The following is a 17,426-nucleotide window of genomic DNA, read 5'->3' as shown; positions in this document are numbered from 1 at the left end:
GAGAGCAAGATTATGGCTTCGACCAACAGGTTTGATGCGATCGTCATCGGGTCGGGCGTGAGCGGTGGTTTCGCGGCGAAGGAGCTCACGGAGAAGGGCTTGCGCGTGCTGATGCTCGATCGCGGCGTGATGGTCGAGCATGGCGAGGACTATACCTATGACGGCAAGCCGGCCTATGAGGTCCCGGCGCGCAACATCATGCCCAAACCGCTGATCGAGAGCGATTATTTCATCGCAAAGAACGGCTATGTCTCGCCTAGCAACCGGCGCTTCTACAATGACGACCGGCTCAACCCCTATGCCCATGATGAGGGCAAGGAGTTTCATTGGATCAGGCCCGGCGCGGTCGGCGGCAAGTCGCTGATCTGGGGGCGCTGGAGCTTTCGCTGGAGTGCGCAGGACTTCGAAGCCAACAAGCGCGAAGGCATCGATGGCGACTGGCCGATCGGCTATGACGACGTCGCACCCTGGTACAGCCGGGTCGAGAAATACATCGGCGTCTCCGGCTCGCGCGAGAATTTGCCCCATCTTCCCGACAGCGAGTTTCAGCCGCCGATCCCGATGAACATCGCGGAGAAATGGGTCAAGCAACGGCTCGAGGCGCAGTTCCCGGGACGCAAATTGATCAATACGCGCCTGTCCAACCTGACCGAGGACAAGCCGGAGCAGAACCGCACCAAATGCCAGTTCCGCTCCCAATGCAGCAATGGCTGCGCGTTCGGCTCCTATTTCTCGACCCAGGCGGTCACGCTGCCGGCAGCGCGCGCGACCGGGCGGCTAACGCTCAGGTCGGACGCGGTGGTCACCAAGCTTGAATATGATCCGGCGAAGAAGCGCGTCACCGGTGTCCGTTTCGTCGACGCGAAGACCGGTCAGGCAGAAGTGGTGAATGCCGATCTCGTCTTCCTGTGCGCCTCGGCCATGGCATCGGTTCAGATTCTCATGAACTCACGTCCGGAGGGCAGCGGGCGCAGTCATTTCGATTCGAGCGGGACGCTCGGCAAATATGTGATGGATCACATCTTCCGCGTCGGGATCGAGGGCGAGATCCCCGGGATGACCGAGTATATCGAATATGGCCGCCGTCCGGGCGGGGTCTATATCCCGCGCTTCCGCAATCTCAGCGGTGACGAAGGTGACGAAGATGTCGGCTTCACGCGCGGCTATGGCTATCAGGGCGCGGCGTTTCGCCCTACTGCGACGCCCGTCGGTTTCGGCGCGTCGATGAAGCATGGGATGCGCAAATATGCCCCCTGGAAGTTCCATATCGGCGCCTTCGGCGAATGCCTGCCCTATCGCGACAACAGCGTTTCGCTGCACGCTGACAAAGTGGACCGCTTCGGCGTTCCGTTGATGCGCTTCGACGTCCGTTTCCGCGAGAATGAGCTGCGGATGATGGCGGACGCACGCGCGCAGGGTGAGGCCATGCTCAAGGCCGCGGGCCTGAGCAACGTCATCAGCTCGGCAAGCCCCCATGTGCCCGGCGACGCCATTCATGAAATGGGCGGCGCACGCATGGGCACAGACCCGCGCGCGTCAGTCCTCAACAGCTGGAGCCAGGCGCACGATGCGTCGAACCTGTACGTGACCGACGGTGCACAGATGGCATCCGTTTCCTGCGTGAATCCTTCGCTCACCTTCATGGCGCTCACGGTCCGCGCGGCCGATCATGCGGTGCGTATGCTGAGGAACGTCTGATCCTCACGCAGGATCGTATGCCGGCGAAACAATCCCGGAAATACATGGGTTCGTGCTTCAACGAACGGTCTTATTCGGTACAAGTCTGACTCTGGCGACGTTACATCGAAGCCGATCCGGGGGAGGAATGCACTGACATGAAAGCTCTGATCGCGGCGCTCATGATAACGGTAGCGGTCAATCCGGCTCATGCCGGACAGGCTGAGCAAACCGACTATCGGTATGACGCCCTTGGCCGGCTTATCGGTTCGACCATGACATGCGGAACCGGCAACGTCGCCGTGCAGATTGACTATGACGCTGCCAGCAACCGCTCCCGATACGGCGTCGCGGGTAACGGAACGATGTTGATCAATCGTCAGCACACCACGCTCTCCCCACTTGGCTCCGGCAGCTGGCGGCTTCGCAAGACGGGTGGCATCTATGGCGAGTTCGATGCCAGCGCCGAATCGAATTCGCCCGTTTCCGCCAGCACCAAGATCAGCGCGCGATCCCTGTCAGGAGCACCAAATGGCTTCATCGCCTTCAGCGCCAGCCCATCCGTAGACAACGCCTACACCAGCCTCGACTATGGCCTTCAGATCTTTTGGGATGGTGTCGCCTATATCTACGAGGACGGCGTTCATCTGCTCAACTTTCCAATCGATCAGAAAGTCTGGCTGTGGCGCGAAGGCTCGACCGTGAAATATGGAACCGGCGCTGACTTCGCCACTGCTTCGACAAGCGGGCTGAAACGCTCCGTCGCGGGTGCGCCCGCCACGCTCTATTTCGATTCCTCGTTCTCAAGCGGAACGAGCGACTTCGAAGTCACACTTGCCGATGACATGGCGAATTGCGGCGGGATCGATGTCGTCAACCACCTGAACAGCTCGGTCACCCGCCTTGCCGCCAATCGCTGGCGGATCCAGAAGACGGGCGGCGTCGCTGCCGCATTCGACGCCAGTGCGCATAGCTTGTCGGTGTTACCCAATAACGTGAAGATCAGCGCGCGATCGCTCAGCGGATCACCGAACGGCATGTTCGGTTTCAGCACGAACGCTGCAGCCGGCACGGGCTATGCCGATTTAAACTATGGCGTACAGGTCCATCGCTATGGCGACGGCTATATCTACGAAAGCGGCGCCCACGTCCTGACCTTCGCGATTGATCAGCGTGTCTGGGTTTGGCGCGAGGGCAGCACGGTCAGCTATGGAACCGGGCCCAGCTTTGCCGTGGCCTCGACGACGGGCCTCAAACGCTCCGTCTCCGGCGTAACCGCTCCGCTCTTTTTCGACTCCTCGATCGAGTCGACGAGCGAATTCGAGGTGGCGTTGGAACAGTGAGGTCGCGGGATGCCGGACCACACCGTGCGAGCTGACGTAAGGCGCCGGACCGCAAGCAAGTTTGAAGCGAGGCCAGAGACATCCGTCGCTCGCGGCGATATTCAGTTCACATCTCGATGGGGGAATTTATGAAAAAGTTGATCGCTGCATCATTGGCGATTGCCGCAATCCTGACGCCTCAAATCGCCGCAGCTGAATGCGGAGGGGGAGAGTGTCATGCGGTCAAGATTTCGTACATGTATGTCGATTCCTACGCCGCAACGTGGATCTCTACGACCGGTAACGAGTCCCTGCTGTCCTGCACGCCAAATCAGGGAAATCTGCTGAAGATCAACCCGACGGATCCTAAATCCGATTGGCTCTACACCTTTCTTCTGACAGCTCACCTGCAGAATTTGACGGTATATGTCAGGCTGAATCCTTCCCTAACCGAATGCACCGTCGCCTATATCACCTCAGGCACACTATAGCCTGCCATTTGCAGACAGGTCGGGATCTCGTGACACCACCGGAGCGTCACGAGATCGCATACCCTGCTGACGGCGCTCGAACCCGATCGCCGAGCAGTAACTCTCCCCACCGCAGAAGCGCCCGACAAGAGCGAGCCCGACCAAGCCGGCGGATCGTTATTTTATGGGGATGATCGTGAAGCCGTTGAGCGGGACCACGATCAGCTTGGGCTTCGCCGGATTACCTGGCCCGGGCCCCGTAGGCGCATTCGCAACGACATAGCTGGTGCGATTGCTGGCCGGATCGTAGGCGATGCTCGTTTCGACCTGGTCGTTCGTACCGCCGGTGACATTGGAACGAACCAGCCGCCCCAGTGCGTCATATTGATAGGTCGTGGTTTCCTGAGCCAGAGCCGGCGCAGACAGAACCACAAGAAAAATGGCCAAGGTCGAGCGCTTCATACCAACTCCATCTATACCTTCCACCGGGGATACCGCAATCGGTCGCATCCGCATAGATTCCATCTAAGGATTCATGAGCATCACATAGCCGGGCGCGGGGCTATACCCATAGATTTCCAGCGTAGTGCAATTCGCCTGAGCATGCGTGTAGTAGATATTGACACTCTTTCCGTTAACGATTGCAGTATTCACTACGGAAAACCAAGCGAAGCATGTTGCAGTCTGTACGCCATTCCACACAGAATTAAGATCGCATATTTGCGTCCATTCCGATCTCCATGGAGCATAGATCATAACTCTACCGGCTGAATCGGTAAAAGCCTTAGTCAGAACACCAGTGCAATTAACAGTTGCCTGCGCAGACAACGGAACAAAAGCCACGAACGCAGCCGCTATCGTGGAAATTACCTGATAATTTCGCTTCTTCATACCGTCCCCAGCGATAGTTACTTCCAGCACCTAATCTTGAGCGGAAATCTTCACGGAAGATATTACTGTAATAATATTCCAGTGCCGGCCCTGGAGTATATTCAGCTCCGAAATTTATGGGAAGATAGGCACGCCCCCGGAACAAAGGCAATCGCGAAACGGCGCAACCGCCGCAACGTTGCGCCGATGCAGGCATAGCATTGCGATATTGGCAAAACGTCTCTGCCAACGCATCATGGCGGCGAATCAGGGGTGGGGTAAAAGGTGTTTCAAGGTCGTATTTTCCGCGCATGCGCTGTGGCGCTGACTGCAGCGCTCGCTGCGGCTCCCGCTCGAGCACAGGAAGCGCTCGGTGACCCCGCTGGTTCTGGTGTTCTCGTATCTGCTGTACAGTGGCTGCAAGGCACCCTCCTCGGCACCGTCGCCACGGTCGTTGCAGTGATCGCGGTCGCAGCGGTCGGGCTCATGATGCTGACCGGGCGCATCAACTGGCGTTACGGCGCCACGGTTATTCTGGGCTGCTTTGTCCTGTTTGGAGCGGCCAGTATCGTGGCGGGCATTCAGTCGACCGCTTCCCTCGGTAACTGAGCCTTGAACGGGCTCGAGCGCGATACGGTGTTTGTAGCGCTGACGCGCCCGCAGATGTTCGCCGGCGTCACATACACCTGGTTCGTCGCCAACGCCGTGATCGCGACCGAACTCTTCCTGATCTTCGGTTCGGCATGGGTGGTGGTGCTCGCCCTCGTCGTGCATGGCATTGGCGTGATCGCCTGCCTTCGTGAACCGCGTTTCTTCGACCTCTGGCTGACGCGTATCGGGCGTTGCCCGCGGGTCCGCAATCATGCGATCTGGCGATGCAATTCTTACCGCCCCTGACCAGCGATCCCAAGGTCATGGCACGCGAGAAGGCGGCGGGCGACCACCTGCCTTATGCCTGCCATGTCAACGAGCACACGCTCCGCACCCGCGATGGCTTGCTGATGCAGATCATCCATTTGCGAGGGTTGCATTTCGAGACCGCGGATACCGAGGAGCTCGACTATCGCAAGCGCCTGCGCGACGCGATGCTGCAAGCGGTCGGAACCTCGCGCTTCGCGCTCTATCATCATGTCGTGCGGCGGCGGGTCGATGCCGAACTGACTCCCGAATATCCCGACAGCTTCTCGAAACAGCTCGATGAGCGCTGGCGCGCGCGCCTCGCCACCAAGCAGCTTTACGTCAACGAGCTGTTTCTGACACTCGTTCGCCGCCCCATGCAGGGGCGTGTGGGCGTGCTGGACAAAATACGCTCATGGCTCGGCAGCGCAGGGATCGATCGTGCCGCAGCCGAAGCCCAGGAGCTGCGCGAACTCGACGCTGCACGCGAGGCGTTGATGGCCACGCTTGGCAGCTACGATCCGCGCCTGCTTGGTGTCTACGAGACGCGCAGTGGCGACTGTTCCGAGCCGATCGAGTTTCTCGCGAACCTGTTCAATGGCGAGATGCGTCCGATGCTTCTGCCCGAACAGGATATCGGCCATTTTGTGCCGTGGCGCCGGGTCAGCTTCGGCCAGGAAGTCGTAGAATTGGGTGCTGAAGGAAGTCACCCGGCCAGCTATCTCGGCCTGCTCTCGCTCAAGGACTATCCGGGGCATACCGCCTCGGGCATGTTCGATGATCTGCTGCGCCTGCCCTGTGAGCTCACCATCTCACAGAGCTTCGGGTTCGTCGATCGTCAGGCCGCGCTGTCGCGTATGAACCTCGCGTTGCGGCGCATGCGATCGGCCGAAGACGAAGCCGTCAGCCTGCGGGCGGAGCTTTCCAATGCAAAGGATGACGTCGCCGCGGGCCGCGCCGGGTTTGGCGAACATCATCTGACCATCGCCATTCGCGGCGAGACGCCCGAGCAGGTGGATGCAGGGATTGCGGAAGCACAAGCGGCGCTCGCAGATCTGGGCGCGGTGGCCGTGCGCGAGAATCTGGCGCTAGAACCGGCCTTCTGGGCGCAGTTCCCCGGGAACTTCAAATATATCGCACGTCGCGGGCTGGTCTCTACGCGCAACTTTGCCGGACTGGCCAGCAGCCATAATTTCCCGCTGGGTCAGGCCAGGGGCAATCATTGGGGCGAGGCCGTTTCGCTGCTGGAAACGACGGCGGCAGGCCCCTATTTCTTCAACTTCCATCAGGGCGATCTCGGCAACTTCACGGTGATCGGGCCGTCAGGCTCGGGCAAAACCGTCGTCCTCAACTTCCTGCTGGCTCAGGCGCGCAAGTTCGACCCGCGCATCATCTTCTTCGACAAGGATCGCGGCGCCGAGCTGTTCATCCGCGCCATTGGCGGGCGCTATGACGTGCTGCGGCCCGGCACACCATCTGGCCTCAATCCGCTTCGGCTCGAGGATACCCCGGCAAACCGCCAGTTCCTGATCGACTGGATCATTTTGCTCGCCGGCGGCGCCGATACCGAGGAGGTCGCGCAGATCAAGGACGCGATCGATGCGAGCTATCTGCGCCCTGCCGAAGATCGTCAGCTGGCCTATCTGGTCGAACTCTTCCGCGGCGGGCACCGGCCACACTCAGCTGATCTCTGGTCGCGGCTTCGCCCGTGGTGGGGCGAAGGTGAACGCGCCTGGCTGTTCGACAATGAAGACGATCTGACCGATCTGACATCCCCGACGGTCGGGTTCGACATGACCCAGATCCTCGACGATCCCGCGCTGCGCTCGCCCGCGATGATGTACCTGTTCCACCGCGTTGAAGAGCGGCTCGACGGCTCGCCCGCGATCATCGTGGTGGACGAGGGGTGGAAGGCGCTCGACGACGATGTGTTCGTGCGGCGGATCAAGGATTGGGAAAAGACGATCCGCAAGCGCAACGGCATCGTCGGCTTCGCCACCCAGAGCGCGCAGGATGCACTCGAGAGTCGCATCGCCAGCGCGATCATCGAACAGGCCGCGACGCAGATCTTCATGGCCAATCCGAAGGCGCGCGCGGACGACTATATCGGCGGCTTCGGCCTCAGCGAGCACGAATATGAGCTGATCCGAAACCTGCCGGACAGCGCACATTGTTTCCTGATCAAGCATGGCAATCATAGCGTGGTCGCGCGACTCAACCTGACCGGCGAACGCGACGTTCTGACGATCCTGTCCGGGCGCGAGCACACCGTTCGGTTGCTCGATGAGATCAGAAGCACAAGCGGGGACGATCCGGCAGACTGGATGCCCAAGCTGCTGGAACTGGCATGAATTGCCCCGCGCTTCCGATCGACGGCGGCTATCTGAGCGCGATTCTGGCGTTCGTGGACTGTCAGGCGCAGACCCTGGGGGCAAATGGCTATCTGGCGCTTGCCGCACCCGGATCCGCCTTCACATTGACCCTCACCGCGCTCATCACGATTTTCGTCGCGCTGTCCGGGTACCGCATGATCTTGGGCCAGGTACCCAGCATCCGCGAAGGTGTGCTCGCATTCATCAAGATCGGGATCGTGCTGGTGCTGGCGACGAGCTGGCCACCCTATCAGACCCTGGTTTACAATACCGTCTTCAAGGGACCGGCCGAACTCACCGCTTCGATCGGCGGCGCGAGCGGCCTGCCCGGCGCACAAGGCGGCATGGTGGCGCGGCTCGAGGCGACCGACCGGATGCTGGTGTCGTTGGCCGCCGACGGAACGGGAGCGCCGCAGACCCTGCAGCAGGCAAGGGAGCGCACATCGCCGATACTGCCCGGTTTCGACGCGCTCGCGCTGGCGCGAATTCTCTACCTGAGCGGCGTCGTCGGGGCGTTCGCCGCCGTCCGCATCGTCGCTGGATTGCTTCTCGCTCTGGCGCCGTTCTTCATCGCCTTTCTTCTGTTCGAGACGACACGCAGCCTGTTCGAAGGATGGTTGCGCGCCTTGCTCGGCGCGACCCTTGGCGCGCTGGGCGTTGCGATTGTCCTCGGGATCGAGCTCGCATTGCTCGAATCCTGGCTTGCCAGCATTCTCACCGCTCGGGCGGCGAATATTTCTGTCCCCAACGCGCCGGTAGAACTCCTCGTCACGACCGGAATTTTCACTCTGGTGCTGGGCGCGATGCTCTGGGCATTGTCTCGCCTTGCGATGGGGTTCCGGTTTCCTGCCGTGTGGCAGTCGGCTGTAAGCTCGATCATGCCCCGCCCCATCCCGGAAATCAGCGAACAACGCGTATCCACTCCCCGCTCCGGCGAACCGGTCGTCGCCCGCTCACGCGCGATCGCGATTGCAGATGCCGTCGCGGCGAACCAGCGGCGGGAGGAGGAAGGGCCGGGCATCGCGGGGCGGAGTGCGACGCGCGTGCCGGTCACCGCCGTGTCGCGCGATAAGGCAGTACCCGCGGCGTTCGCGCTCGGGCAGACATTTCGCCGCCGCACCATCAACCGCGCGTCGGCCAGCGCCGGCCGGAGAGATCAACAATGAAGCCGGACCACCCCAAGTCTCGCGAAACCTATTTTCGTGAAGCGTCGAGCTGGGCACAGGATCAGAACGAGTCGCTTCGCACATCGCGTCGCGTCGCCTGGGTCGTTGCCGGTGTTCTGGCGCTGGTCGCGATATGTCAGGCGCTTGCCCTGATTTTCCTCACGCCGCTCAAGACCGTCGAGCCCTATACGCTGATGGTCGACAAGCAGACGGGATATGTCCAGGCACTTCAGCCGCTCGAGCCCACGCGCGTCGCGGGCGACACCGCGCTGACCCAATCGTTCCTCGTCCAATATGTCATCGCGCGCGAAAGCTTCGACATCAACGTGCTGCAGACCAACTACCGCAAGGTAGCACTCTGGTCGGCGGACAGCGCGCGCGGTCAATATGTCGCAGCCATGCAGCCGACATTCCCCGACAGCCCGCTCAACCGCTATCCACGCTCGACGATCATCGAAACGCAGGTGAAGAGTGTGACCCCACTTGGGCAAGGCGCGGCAATGGTCCGCTACGACACGCGTCGTATCGACCAGGGCGGGCAGGCACGGCCTCTGGGCTCCTGGGTCGCGGTGATCCGCTACCGCTTCTCGGGGGAGCCGATGCGAGTCGAGGACCGGTACATCAACCCGCTCGGCTTCCAGGTTATGCGCTACCGTCGTGATGCTGAAGTCATTCCCGCCGGAACGGTGCCATCACCATCTCCTGCGCCGATCACCGCCGGCGGAGCACAACCGTGAGGATCGGCTTCAGGATCGTGGCAGCCTGCCTCGCGCTGGCGACTGCCGCCCCCTCGCTCGCGCAATACCGGCCTCAGCCGTCGAGCGGCGACTCTCGTCTGCAGACTGTCGAATATCGCAACAATCAGGTCGTCACGTTGGAAGTCGCGCCAGGCTATCAGCTCAGCGTCGAGTTTGCGCCCGACGAGAAGATTGAAAGCGTCGGGCTCGGCGACAGCACTGCCTGGATGGTATCTCCTACCAAGCGCGGCAATCATCTCTTCATCAAGGCGGCGCAGTCAGGGGTCTCGACCAATATGACCGTCGTGACTGATATCCGGACCTATGCCTTCGATCTGCATCCACTGCCGGGGCCATCCGCCACGATGGCGTACACGGTGCGCTTCTCTTACCCCGCGCCTCCCGGAACGCGCGTGCAGGCCGGCGACGCTGCAACCGTTACTGACACGCTCTACCGTGTCAAAGGCGACAAGAAACTGCGTCCCTCCGCAATCAGCGATGATGGGATCAAGACCTATATCGAATGGCCGGCGAACGTCGCGATGCCTGCAATATATGCAGTTAATGACCAGGGCCGTGAGTCACTCGTCAATGGCGTGGTTCAGGACGAGATGTTCGTGGTCGACGGCGTGTCTCAGCAGCTCGTGTTCCGGATCGATAAACGGGTCGCGCGCGCAACCCGTACTGCACCGGGAGCCCGGAAATGAGCACTCCAGAAGCATCAGGCGCAGGCACAGGGCTGAGGGACGTTCGTCCACATGTCGGTGTTGCGAAACGCCAGATCCCGGTCTGGGCGCTGGTGGGGACGGCCGGCGTCGCTGCCGTCATCCTGTTCACTGTCCTCGAGAACCGCCGCCGATCGCTCGCGGCGCCTGCGGTGGCTATGCGGACAGCGGACCCTTCCGCCTTTGCTCCGCCGCCGACTCTCGCCATTCCGCCCGCCTATGTTCCGGCACCGGCGCCGCTCAGCCTGCCTGCGCCTCCCCCGCCGACGCCCCAGGTCGCGCCGACGCCCGTGCTGGTACGCCCGGCGCCTGTGCCCGAACCGCAGTCAGCCTACGCGCCACCTCAACCCCAGATCGCGCGGCAACCTGAGCCCATGCGCCCGGATAACGCTGCCGTACTGGTTATCGATCAGGGTGCGCAGACCCAAAACGACGCCGTTACACGCCCGGCACCCGCGGATGCCGCGGCACGGAGAAGCCGGGAAGCAGCGCCGCGCGATACCAGCCGCGCGCACGCCGGCGCGCTCGCTAACCGGTCGACGACGATCGTGCAGGGGACGCTGATCCAGGCCGTGCTCGAATCGGGGCTTGATTCGACCCGCGCAGGGTTTGCACGCGCAGTCGTATCGCGCGACATACGCGGGTTCGATGGCGCTCGAGTTCTGATCCCGCGCGGCAGCCGGTTGATCGGCGAGTATGACGCCGAGAATTCCGCGGGACAGAAACGCGCTCTGATCAACTGGACGCGGCTGATCCGGCCTGACGGGGTTACGATCGCGATCGGATCGCCCGTTGCCGATCCGGTGGGCAGGACCGGGGTTCGCGCGCGCGTGAACACGCATTTCTTCGAGCGCTTCGGCGGCGCGATCCTTCAGTCGATCCTCGATATTGGCGTGAACGTCGCTTCGCGCGAACTCGACGCGCCGCGAATTTACGCATTCCCCGGTTCCAACATTGCGTCGCAGGCGATCCGGCCACAGCAGATTACCCCGACGCTCACCGTCAAACCCGGCACCAGCGTCAGCGTGTTCGTCGCGCGTGATCTCGACTTTACGGGCGCGGTCGCCGTTCGATGAGCAAACCGTTACGTCACCAGGTCTATCTGCGCGCCTATCTGGCGCCGTTCGCCGAGGTGCTCGCGCGCCCGGACGTGACCGACATTTACGTCAACCGCCCGCACGAGGTCTGGGCGGAAAGCACCGGCGGGACGATCGAGCGGTTCGACAACCCCGAGCTCGATGAAGCGACGCTCGAGCGGCTATCGCGCCAGATTGCCTCACTCACACATCAAGGTATCAGCCGCGAGCACCCGCTTCTCTCGGCGACCCTGCCCGATGGCGCCCGCGTGCAGGTGGTGGCTCCCCCTGCCACACGCGGCGGGGTCGCGCTCGCCATCCGCAAGCACGTATCGCCCAACCTGCGCCTCACGGATTACAGCGAGGCAGGGGCGTTCGCAGATACCGCGACACGTGCAACGGCGGCTTCAGGCGCGGAGCAGGACATCGATCGCGCGCTCGCCTCTGGCGATATCGCGACAGCACTGGCCACTGCGGTGCGCGCGCGAAAGAATCTTCTGGTCGCTGGCGGAACTTCGACCGGCAAAACCACCTTCCTCAACGCACTCATCGCCGAGATTCCGGCAGACGAACGGCTCATCTTCATCGAGGATACGCCCGAGCTCCAGATCCAGCATGCCAATGCGATCGGTCTGCTGGCGGCGCGCAGCGAGCTTGGCGAGGCGCGGGTCAGCGCTAACGATCTGGTCGCTGCGTCGCTGCGTATGCGGCCGGATCGCATTGTTCTGGGTGAGTTGCGCGGCGACGAGGCGCTGGCGTTTCTGCGGGCGGTCAATACCGGGCATCCCGGATCCATGACCACGGTTCATGCCGACAGCCCCAAGGGGGCGATCGAGCAGATCACGTTGCTGGCGCTGCAAAGCGGAACGCAGCTCAGCCGCGCCGACGTCCATCATTATGTGCGCTCGACCATCGATCTCTACGTCCAGCTCGGTCGCGGGGGCGGGCGGCGGTACGTCTCGCAGGTCATTCGCGGCAACGCGCTGGACGAAGCAGGCTGAACGTGGCGGACCCGCTTTCCACGCCCGCCGGTTCGTCCACCCTGGTCGAGGCGACGCAATGGATACAGGGGACGCTACTCGGGACTCTGGCAACAACGGTCGCCGTCATCGCGGTCGCGTGGATCGGGTTCAGGATGCTGTCGGGACGCGTCGACCTGCAACGCGGCGCTATCGTGATCCTGGGATGTTTCATTGTGTTTGGCGCGCCGGTGATCGCCGCGGGGCTGATAAAGCTCGGCGAAGCGGGAAAGGGCAGCAATGTCGCACCTGTCCCGCCGCCTGAGCCTCCTCCACCGCCACCCCGGCCGACATCGTCTCCAACGCCATATGATCCTTACGCCGGTGCGTCCGTGCCGGTGCGTTGATGCCAGTTCCGAAATCAGTATTCACAGATGATCCAGCATGAGGGACGATATGAGATCTGCAGCCACCGCTTTCCTATTGTTCGCCAGCATCCTGGGAACCCAGCCCGCTTATGCGCAAGGCTGGTCTGCCGACTTAACGATCACCAGCGCGTTTACGGAGGACTCGGATGCGCTCGTAATTTCGACCACGGGCGGCGCTCAGTACACCCCGGGATGTGCGGTCAACCAATGGACTTTTGTTGCAGCGTCGGACGAGCGTCGTGCGCGCGCCTGGGCCACCATTCTGACGGCGATCGGTACCGGAAAGAAAATACGATTCTGGTCCGGGAATACGTGTTCCAACTTGTCATATCACAGCGCCTCTGCGGTCATGATCGTGCAGTGATCAGATCGATACAACACGCCCATTTCACCGCGCGATATACGGGCATGAAGCAACAGTCTATTTTGCGAGAATTGCGAGCCCTTTCATCGGAGATCACAATTCATGCATTCTCATCAGATTAATTATGAAACCATTGGGAAGCTCTCAAAGCTCATCGGGGTCGCCGCACTTGCATTCGGCGGTTCACCTTCGTTCGCGCAATCCTATGTCTTTCCGGTGAAAATCACCCGCATCGCCAACGATAGCGCGGGCCACACATTCCTTCGGGTGAGCCAGCGAGGCCCCTATCCGGGCTCGCCATCGTGCGCGACGTCTGGCGCCGGCTGGGACTTCATATTCAACGCCTCGACCCCGGCTGGACAAGCGATGCTGTCGGTCGCGCTGAGCGCATATCTCAATGACAAACCGATACGGGCCGTGGGCATGGGCTCCTGCATAAACAGCATCGAATCGCTCAACGTGGTGGATATTCTGGACTGAGCGCGCTGGCTGGTGCCTCCTCTCCGCTACCGGCCTGATCCGGGTGTACCCTGGCCCTATTGAGGCTGGCAGGATCGAGGCGAAGGGGCGACAATTTTCGCTGGTGTGAGGCGCTCTATCGTCTGACCACATGTGCCGGATGCCACAGAGGGCACGCTAATAAACGCATGCCTCTGTATCGCAGGTTGACGCGCTTCTCACCGAGCGGTCAAGCAGTGAAGAGTGATAACAGACCTTTCTCTCGAAGAAGCGCGCCGGATCGCGCTTGCAGCGCAGGGCTTTGGTGTCCCTCGTCTCGAGCAGCCGACCGCGAGCGGTTTGCGAGGGATGCTCGATCATCTCGGGCTCTTTCAAATCGACAGTGTAAACGTGCTGACCAGGGCACATTATCTGCCCGCCTTCTCGCGGCTTGGAAGTTACGACCCCAAGGTGATCGAGCATGACGCCTGGGGCCCGAAGCGCCAGCGGCGCATGTTTGAATATTGGGCGCATGAAGCCTCCCTGCTTCCGGTCGGCCTCCATCCCCTGCTGCGCTGGCGGATGGCCCGCGCAGAACGGGGCGAGATCGGTTACCAGGGTTTGAGGCGCTTCGCCCTCGAGCGAAGAACCGAGGCGCAGGCAGTGCTCGATCGCATAGCCGCGGAGGGCCCGATGACCGCAGCCGACTTCGAAGACGGATCGAGCAAGAGCGGATGGTGGGAATGGAGCCATACCAAGCACGCGCTGGAATGGCTGTTCTGGGCGGGCAAGATCACCACCGCCACGCGCCGCGGAAACTTTGCGCGGGTCTACGACCTGCCCGAGCGTGTGCTGCCAAAGGCCATCCTCGATCTGCCGACCCCGGATGCGGCAAGCGCGCAACGCGCATTGATCGAGCGCAGCGCACGCGCGCTCGGCGTCGCAACCGCTGCTGATCTGCGCGATTATTACCGGCTAAAACCCGAAGAGGCAGACCATGCGATCGCGGCAGAAGCAGAAGCGGGCACGCTCGTCCCGGCCCGCGTTCAGGGCTGGAGTCAAAAGGCATGGCTGCACCGCGAAGCCCGCCTGCCCCGCAGCGTCCACGCTGCATCATTGCTCGCGCCATTCGACCCCTTAATCTGGGAGCGCAGTCGAACCGAACGCCTGTTCCGATTTCGTTACCGCATCGAAATCTATGTGCCCTCGCACAAGCGCAGGTACGGCTACTACGTCCTGCCCTTTCTCATGAACGAAGCACTCGTCGCGCGCGTGGATCTCAAGGCCGATCGCCAAGCCGGAATACTCCTCGCGCATCGCGTGACCCTCGAGCCAGGCGTGCCTGCCGAAACAATTGAGCGGCTGAATATCGAACTTGAGCGACTCGCTGCGTGGCTCGGGCTTAGCTGCGTTCGAGTCGGCGAGATTGTTCAACCTTCCTGAGTGGCGGAGTTGACGCGCCAGACGCTGTGAGCTGCATCGCGCTCACGCAAATTTCTATTTGGTGAATCCGGAATTCATCGCATCCTCACGCCGACAATTGGAGCGGGGGCTTCCATGAGTTCGAGCAAACAATTTCGGGCATTTGTCAGCTATTGCCACGCGGACCGGATTTTCGCGGCGCGACTTCAACGTCGGCTCGAGAGCTATCGATTGCCGCGCCGGCTGGTCGAGCAGGTCGCGCCCCTGCCGGGACAGACAGCAGGACGGATCGGCCCCATCTTCCGCGACCGCGCCGACCTCTCCGCTGCAGCCGATCTCTCGCAAGCGGTGCGCGAGGCGATTGCCGCCTCCTCGGCGCTGGTGGTGGTGGCGTCGCCCGATGCTGTGCGTTCCAAATGGGTCGATCGCGAGATCGGGCTGTTCCGCATGCTCCATCCCGAAGCGCTGATCCTCGTTGCCCACGCGCGCGGCGATCCCGCCGAGGCGCTGCCCACGGCACTGCGCAACGGCGAGGCCGAGCCTCTTGCTGCCGATTTCCGGCGTCAGGGCGACGGCACGCGGCACGCCTTCCTCAAGATCGTTGCCGGGCTTGCAGGATTGCCGCTCGATGCGCTGGTCCAGCGCGATGCGCAGCGGCGGCTTCGGCGCGTGACGGCGGTCACGCTCGGTGCGCTGGTGGTGATGCTATTGCTGGCCACGACCACGGTATTCGCGCTCGCCTCCCGTGCACAGGCGGTCCGCGAGCGCAGTCAGGCAGAAGGGCTGATCGAGTTCATGCTGACGGATCTGAGAACGAAGCTGCAAGGCGTAGGCCGGCTCGACGTGATGGAGCAGGTCAATCAGCGCGCGATGGCTTATTATGCGGCGCAGGGCGACCTCTCGCACCTTCCGGACGACAGCATGTTGCGGCGCGCGCAGATCCTGCACGCGATGGGCGAGGACGATGGCGATCGCGGCCGGTTGCCGGAAGCGCTCAACAAATTTGGCGAGGCGCATCGCACCACCGCAGCGCTGCTGGCGCGTCGGCCCGACGATACCGACCGGATCTACAGCCACGCACAAAGCGAGTTCTGGCTCGGCAGCGCGGCGCTGAAGGTCGAGGACTTTGTCACAGCGCGGCGCCGCTTCGAGGGATATTCGGCGCTGGCGCGCCGGTTGGTCGCCACCGATCCGCGCAACAAGGACTGGCAGATGGAGGGCGGCTATGCGCAGAGCAATCTCGGCACGCTTGCCCTGCGGAGCGAGAAGCGGCCCGACCTGGCACAGGCGGCCTTTGAGCGGGCACAGGTCCATTTCCTGGCGGCACAACGCCTGGCGCCGGCCGACATGGGCGTGGTTCGCGATCTGGCAGACAATCATGGCTGGCTCTCCGACAGCCTCTACGACCAGCGCAAGTTCGAGCGCGCCCATGCCGAGCGGAGCCGCGAGCACGCGCTGATGCTAGGGCTTGCCGCAGCGGACCCAAAGAACGCCAATTACGCCCGCGACCTGACCGAATCCTCGATCGGGCTGGCGCGGATCGAGATCGCGCAGGGCCGGCATGCCGAGGCGCTGACACGGCTGCGCGAGACGATGCGGGTGGTCGATGACCTATCGGCACGCGATCCCGCCAACAAGCGGACGGCGCGGCTGGCTGCGGCGGTCACGCTCTATCTGGCCAGCCTCGTCGCCGATGAATCGCCGCGTTCCGCCGACGCCGCCGCGATTGTCGCCACCGCTCTCAAGGCATGCGCCTCACCCGGCGCGCTCGCAGCGACGGCCGAGCAGAAACGCATGTGCGAGCATCTTCGCACACGTGAGTCCGGCGTATCCATTCATTGAAACAGGAGAGAGACATGGCCAGCAATGCACTGTTCCTCGCACCGCGCGAGACCCCAGATGAGACAAATGTCAGCATACTGACCCCAATTCCGGCCATAGTTCCGGATTTGAGCGCAGGTGAAGCAGAACCGCAGTACGACAACATCTTCGTCGTCCGGATCGACAGCGCCAATCCCGCAAGCCTTCGAGTGACAGTATGGAATGTCCCGATCGGCTCGCTGAAGCTTCAAGAGGAGCTCAATCAATCGCACCTGCTGCAGGCGGGGAACCCTAGCAGCCAACTGCAGGGCGCGAACACGGGGCGGAACCTCAACCTCAAGCTCACGACCAAATATGATGGCGGTGCGCTGGTCGTCTTCCTCATGGCCGATCGGAACGCGACCTTCCTCGACGCAAAGATTCGGGGGCAATCGACGCATGGAATCGTCAGGGCCGAGGATGGCACCAATGACGTCATCTTCCAGCCACGCTCGATCGGTTCGACGGGTCAGACTCACGACGCGCTCAGCGTCATCCTCAAGCCAGTGCCAAAGGGCACGAAACGCGAGCAGACCTATGGCCTGATCGTCCGGCTCGCTACCGACGATGGCCCCAACGGAACGATCGACATCATCATCGATCCCAAGGTCGAGAATGAGGGTCAGGGCCGATGAACTCACGG

General features: G+C 62.2%; 19 protein-coding genes. 17 read left to right on the top strand and 2 right to left on the bottom strand.

Features of this window, described 5'->3' with window-relative positions:
* Positions 1 to 12: 12 nt before the first annotated feature.
* From AC07NK_RS19770 to AC07NK_RS19760, 3 genes are all read left to right on the top strand, one after another.
* On the top strand, positions 13 to 1,698 hold the full coding sequence (locus AC07NK_RS19770; protein ID WP_495172344.1) for a GMC family oxidoreductase: 1,686 nt from the start codon (positions 13 to 15) through the stop codon (positions 1,696 to 1,698).
* Positions 1,699 to 1,835: 137 nt separating this feature from the next.
* On the top strand, positions 1,836 to 3,020 hold the full coding sequence (locus AC07NK_RS19765; RefSeq protein WP_495172343.1) for a hypothetical protein: 1,185 nt from the start codon (positions 1,836 to 1,838) through the stop codon (positions 3,018 to 3,020).
* 128 nt (positions 3,021 to 3,148) lie between these two features.
* Complete coding sequence (locus tag AC07NK_RS19760) at positions 3,149 to 3,490, top strand: hypothetical protein (protein WP_495172342.1); 342 nt, start codon at positions 3,149 to 3,151, stop codon at positions 3,488 to 3,490.
* Positions 3,491 to 3,646: 156 nt separating this feature from the next.
* Here the strand turns inward: AC07NK_RS19760 and AC07NK_RS19755 are convergent, their stop codons facing one another.
* Complete coding sequence (locus AC07NK_RS19755; RefSeq protein ID WP_495172341.1) at positions 3,647 to 3,931, bottom strand: hypothetical protein; 285 nt, start codon at positions 3,929 to 3,931, stop codon at positions 3,647 to 3,649.
* Positions 3,932 to 4,274: 343 nt separating this feature from the next.
* Positions 4,275 to 4,652, bottom strand: a complete 378-nt coding sequence (locus AC07NK_RS19750) for a hypothetical protein (RefSeq protein WP_495172340.1) — start codon at positions 4,650 to 4,652, stop codon at positions 4,275 to 4,277.
* A 5-nt stretch (positions 4,653 to 4,657) separates the two neighbouring features.
* Between AC07NK_RS19750 and AC07NK_RS19745 the strand changes: the two genes are divergently transcribed.
* From AC07NK_RS19745 to AC07NK_RS19680, 14 genes are all read left to right on the top strand, one after another.
* The gene (locus tag AC07NK_RS19745; protein ID WP_495172339.1) at positions 4,658 to 4,948 is read left to right on the top strand and encodes a TrbC/VirB2 family protein; all 291 of its coding nucleotides are present in this window, start codon (positions 4,658 to 4,660) and stop codon (positions 4,946 to 4,948) included.
* Positions 4,949 to 4,951: 3 nt separating this feature from the next.
* Positions 4,952 to 5,236, top strand: coding sequence for a VirB3 family type IV secretion system protein (locus AC07NK_RS19740; protein WP_495172338.1), 285 nt, complete (start codon positions 4,952 to 4,954; stop codon positions 5,234 to 5,236).
* A complete protein-coding gene (locus AC07NK_RS19735; RefSeq protein ID WP_495172337.1) occupies positions 5,215 to 7,587 on the top strand; it encodes a VirB4 family type IV secretion/conjugal transfer ATPase in 2,373 nt (790 codons plus the stop codon). The genes AC07NK_RS19740 and AC07NK_RS19735 overlap by 22 nt, the downstream gene beginning before the upstream one ends.
* On the top strand, positions 7,584 to 8,774 hold the full coding sequence (locus AC07NK_RS19730) for a TrbL/VirB6 family protein (protein ID WP_495172336.1): 1,191 nt from the start codon (positions 7,584 to 7,586) through the stop codon (positions 8,772 to 8,774). The genes AC07NK_RS19735 and AC07NK_RS19730 overlap by 4 nt, the downstream gene beginning before the upstream one ends.
* The gene (locus AC07NK_RS19725) at positions 8,771 to 9,511 is read left to right on the top strand and encodes a VirB8 family type IV secretion system protein (protein ID WP_495172335.1); all 741 of its coding nucleotides are present in this window, start codon (positions 8,771 to 8,773) and stop codon (positions 9,509 to 9,511) included. Before AC07NK_RS19730 ends, AC07NK_RS19725 begins: the two co-directional genes overlap by 4 nt.
* Positions 9,508 to 10,218 carry a TrbG/VirB9 family P-type conjugative transfer protein gene (locus AC07NK_RS19720; protein ID WP_495172334.1) on the top strand — a complete coding sequence of 237 codons (711 nt, stop codon included), beginning with the start codon at positions 9,508 to 9,510 and terminating at the stop codon, positions 10,216 to 10,218. The genes AC07NK_RS19725 and AC07NK_RS19720 overlap by 4 nt, the downstream gene beginning before the upstream one ends.
* The gene (locus AC07NK_RS19715) at positions 10,215 to 11,312 is read left to right on the top strand and encodes a TrbI/VirB10 family protein (RefSeq protein WP_495172333.1); all 1,098 of its coding nucleotides are present in this window, start codon (positions 10,215 to 10,217) and stop codon (positions 11,310 to 11,312) included. The genes AC07NK_RS19720 and AC07NK_RS19715 overlap by 4 nt, the downstream gene beginning before the upstream one ends.
* Positions 11,309 to 12,313, top strand: a complete 1,005-nt coding sequence (virB11, locus tag AC07NK_RS19710) for a P-type DNA transfer ATPase VirB11 (protein ID WP_495172332.1) — start codon at positions 11,309 to 11,311, stop codon at positions 12,311 to 12,313. Before AC07NK_RS19715 ends, virB11 begins: the two co-directional genes overlap by 4 nt.
* Before the next feature lie 2 nt (positions 12,314 to 12,315).
* A complete protein-coding gene (locus AC07NK_RS19705) occupies positions 12,316 to 12,678 on the top strand; it encodes a TrbC/VirB2 family protein (protein ID WP_495172331.1) in 363 nt (120 codons plus the stop codon).
* Positions 12,679 to 12,727: 49 nt separating this feature from the next.
* Positions 12,728 to 13,063 (top strand): hypothetical protein, encoded by a 336-nt coding sequence (locus tag AC07NK_RS19700; RefSeq protein ID WP_495172330.1) that lies wholly within the window; start codon positions 12,728 to 12,730, stop codon positions 13,061 to 13,063.
* A 102-nt stretch (positions 13,064 to 13,165) separates the two neighbouring features.
* Complete coding sequence (locus AC07NK_RS19695) at positions 13,166 to 13,543, top strand: hypothetical protein (protein WP_495172329.1); 378 nt, start codon at positions 13,166 to 13,168, stop codon at positions 13,541 to 13,543.
* Between the two features lie 222 nt (positions 13,544 to 13,765).
* Positions 13,766 to 14,944, top strand: coding sequence for a winged helix-turn-helix domain-containing protein (locus AC07NK_RS19690; protein ID WP_495172328.1), 1,179 nt, complete (start codon positions 13,766 to 13,768; stop codon positions 14,942 to 14,944).
* Positions 14,945 to 15,058: 114 nt separating this feature from the next.
* Positions 15,059 to 16,765 carry a toll/interleukin-1 receptor domain-containing protein gene (locus AC07NK_RS19685; RefSeq protein WP_495172327.1) on the top strand — a complete coding sequence of 569 codons (1,707 nt, stop codon included), beginning with the start codon at positions 15,059 to 15,061 and terminating at the stop codon, positions 16,763 to 16,765.
* A gap of 14 nt (positions 16,766 to 16,779) precedes the next feature.
* Positions 16,780 to 17,418 (top strand): hypothetical protein, encoded by a 639-nt coding sequence (locus AC07NK_RS19680; RefSeq protein ID WP_495172326.1) that lies wholly within the window; start codon positions 16,780 to 16,782, stop codon positions 17,416 to 17,418.
* The last annotated feature ends 8 nt before the right edge of the window (positions 17,419 to 17,426 follow it).

The sequence above is a fragment of the Sphingomonas sp. GW821-FHT09B04 genome, from assembly GCF_059418285.1.
The sequence above is the reverse complement of the archived record's forward strand: the minus strand, read 5'-3'. Positions and strand labels throughout refer to the sequence as shown.

Bases quoted from the DNA above. Each gene is read 5' to 3' on its own strand.
- AC07NK_RS19695 (WP_495172329.1), top strand. From the start codon at position 13,166: ATGCATTCTCATCAGATTAATTATGAAACCATTGGGAAGCTCTCAAAG.
- AC07NK_RS19755 (WP_495172341.1), bottom strand. From the start codon at position 3,931: ATGAAGCGCTCGACCTTGGCCATTTTTCTTGTGGTTCTGTCTGCGCCG.
- AC07NK_RS19765 (WP_495172343.1), top strand. From the start codon at position 1,836: ATGAAAGCTCTGATCGCGGCGCTCATGATAACGGTAGCGGTCAATCCG.
- AC07NK_RS19725 (WP_495172335.1), top strand. From the start codon at position 8,771: ATGAAGCCGGACCACCCCAAGTCTCGCGAAACCTATTTTCGTGAAGCG.
- AC07NK_RS19750 (WP_495172340.1), bottom strand. From the start codon at position 4,652: ATGCGCGGAAAATACGACCTTGAAACACCTTTTACCCCACCCCTGATT.
- AC07NK_RS19680 (WP_495172326.1), top strand. From the start codon at position 16,780: ATGGCCAGCAATGCACTGTTCCTCGCACCGCGCGAGACCCCAGATGAG.
- AC07NK_RS19760 (WP_495172342.1), top strand. From the start codon at position 3,149: ATGAAAAAGTTGATCGCTGCATCATTGGCGATTGCCGCAATCCTGACG.
- AC07NK_RS19700 (WP_495172330.1), top strand. From the start codon at position 12,728: ATGAGATCTGCAGCCACCGCTTTCCTATTGTTCGCCAGCATCCTGGGA.
- AC07NK_RS19770 (WP_495172344.1), top strand. From the start codon at position 13: ATGGCTTCGACCAACAGGTTTGATGCGATCGTCATCGGGTCGGGCGTG.
- AC07NK_RS19735 (WP_495172337.1), top strand. From the start codon at position 5,215: ATGCAATTCTTACCGCCCCTGACCAGCGATCCCAAGGTCATGGCACGC.
- virB11 (WP_495172332.1), top strand. From the start codon at position 11,309: ATGAGCAAACCGTTACGTCACCAGGTCTATCTGCGCGCCTATCTGGCG.
- AC07NK_RS19685 (WP_495172327.1), top strand. From the start codon at position 15,059: ATGAGTTCGAGCAAACAATTTCGGGCATTTGTCAGCTATTGCCACGCG.
- AC07NK_RS19715 (WP_495172333.1), top strand. From the start codon at position 10,215: ATGAGCACTCCAGAAGCATCAGGCGCAGGCACAGGGCTGAGGGACGTT.
- AC07NK_RS19730 (WP_495172336.1), top strand. From the start codon at position 7,584: ATGAATTGCCCCGCGCTTCCGATCGACGGCGGCTATCTGAGCGCGATT.